Consider the following 2,123-nt stretch of genomic DNA (forward strand, 5'->3'; position numbering starts at 1 on the left):
GAAAATGCTAAGAGAGAAATATATAGTTTATGAAATTCCAACATTATCATTTTACCAATTTACACCTTTTAGATATCCAATTTCAATAATTCATCCCTTATTTTACTCTATGTGGAGATGGTCAAAAGTCGAATTTTCATTTTTTGAACAATATAGAACTAGAGTTTCCGCACTTCTAGGAGTTGAAGTAGCAGATACTGATAAAATTGCAAAACAATATATAGATTATGCAAATAATTATACGGATGGAATGATTTTAAATTCTACTTGGTCAATTAATGCATTTAAAAATTCTGGATTAAAAGTTCCTGTTTATAAAGTTTTCCATAATTTTAAAGATAGACTTTTGGCGAAAGATGAAGAACTACAATTAGATGATCAAGTTCTATATATTGAAAAATTAAAGAAAGAGAAGAATTTCAAACTAATATTTATTTCATTATGGCATAGTGATTATAGAAAAGGAGCTGATATTTTTCATGTGATAGCTAAGGAACTACAAAAAGAAAGAAATGATATATATTTCTTGATAAAAAGCGGTCTCCCAAGAACAGATTTTCAAGATTTAAAAATGTTCAATATCTATGGAAATACTTCTTTTGACAATATCGTTAAAATGTACAGAATTTCAGATTTATATTTGCTAACTAGTAGAGGCGGAAGTTTCGAATTAAATGGTTTAGAAGCTTTTATAAATAAAATTCCAGCTATAGCGACAAAAGGTGGAGCTTGGGAAGACTATTATCCTCTTAACTTGAAAGATCTATTAATTGATAGTTGTAAAAATCCACAAATTTTCCCAGATAATCCGATACATATTGGAAATGGAGTTCAAATGTGTATAGAAAAAGCAATAGATAAAATTCTAGATGTTCTAAATAATTATGAAGAATATAAGGCTAAAGTTGAAGAAAATTACAATTTCTGGATAGAAAACTTTAGTTATAATGCAGTTAAAAAACAGCTATTAAATGTTATAGAAAAATATGCTAACTAATTAACTAGATCTCCAAAAATCAATTTCAACAATATAAACTTTACTGTCTTTCACATAATAATTAATTATTGAATTAATATTTTTTCTATATTCACAAATATCAGTTCTTATATTTCTATCATCATATCTATGCAATAAATCGGCATCTTTAACAATCTCTTCAAATTGGTCATATGAAGCTATTACTTCTTTATTAAATCTTAAATTTATTCTTATTATTGTCGAATCTTGGAAAAATTTATCAATAATCGATTTTAATTCTTCAAATTCCATTTTTATCACCTTTTATCTTTTTTCACGAAATAGATCAATTTCTAAGATATTTATAAAACCATCTTCTTTAAAATAATGAATAATAAGCTTAACTACTTTGTTTGATAATTCATAATATACAAATTCATCTGAAGTTATCCAGGGATCCTTATCTATAAAAGATAGATTTGGTCTCCTTACTAATTCGTTATATTCATTTTCTGTAAGTAGTGAACAACCCCGCCCTTACGGACGTGGCATCTCCACCTCACGATGGAGATTTCCTGCTTCTTCCAAGAAACTTACTATACACACCCTCAGAGAAGGGAATGTATAGCAGAGGTCCCCTGTCCACAGGCTCTAAGGGCAGTCCCGACCCCGCACGAAGAATATTTAGAGAAGCATTATAGTCACGATCTACAGTCCAACCACACTTGGGGCATACAAACACACGGTCAGCCAAAGCCAAGTCCTTCTTAACGTAACCGCACCTAGCACACGTCTTAGAAGTATTCCTCGGATCTACTTTCACTACCCTCCTACCAGCTCTTTCAGCCTTGTAGGAGAGATAGCTCACAAACTTAGAAAAGTCAGAATGAAGAATATGCTTTCTCAAAACTTTACTTTCACTATCCTCAACTATATCCTTTACATCAAGATCTTCCACGTATATCTCATCATACTCTTCTACTAACCACGAAGTCACCTTGTGAATATAATCACTCATCAAGTTCTTCACATGCTCGTGAAGCTTAGCTAGTTTTTTCCTAACCTTCTCGTAGTTTCTAGATCCCTTCTTCTTTCTAGATAATGATTTTTGTAAGATCTTTATCCTCCTCTCGACCTTATCAAAAACCTTGGGGTTCTCTCGTAC

At 30.9% G+C, this 2,123-nt stretch carries 3 protein-coding genes and 1 pseudogene; 1 reads left to right on the forward strand and 3 read right to left on the reverse strand.

Annotated features, from left to right (window positions below; genetic code table 11):
• Nucleotides 1–997, forward strand: a 997-nt coding sequence (locus ACFP1Z_RS33595) for a glycosyltransferase family protein (RefSeq protein ID WP_390321860.1), incomplete at its 5' end; no start/stop codon positions are given.
• Here ACFP1Z_RS33595 and ACFP1Z_RS33600 read toward each other — a convergent pair.
• The 3 genes and pseudogenes from ACFP1Z_RS33600 to ACFP1Z_RS33610 form a co-directional block, all read right to left on the reverse strand.
• Nucleotides 998–1,270 (reverse strand): AcrID1 family anti-CRISPR protein, encoded by a 273-nt coding sequence (locus ACFP1Z_RS33600; RefSeq protein ID WP_198968545.1) that lies wholly within the window; start codon nucleotides 1,268–1,270, stop codon nucleotides 998–1,000.
• A gap of 12 nt (nucleotides 1,271–1,282) precedes the next feature.
• Nucleotides 1,283–1,465 (reverse strand): annotated as a pseudogene (locus tag ACFP1Z_RS33605) (AcrID1 family anti-CRISPR protein); the annotation flags it as partial.
• 52 nt (nucleotides 1,466–1,517) lie between these two features.
• The coding region (locus ACFP1Z_RS33610) for an RNA-guided endonuclease InsQ/TnpB family protein (RefSeq protein ID WP_390321863.1) at nucleotides 1,518–2,123 on the reverse strand (606 nt) is incomplete at its 5' end.

It is taken from the genome of Streptomyces gamaensis (assembly GCF_042656465.1).
GTDB classification, from domain to species: domain Bacteria; phylum Actinomycetota; class Actinomycetes; order Streptomycetales; family Streptomycetaceae; genus Streptomyces; species Streptomyces gamaensis.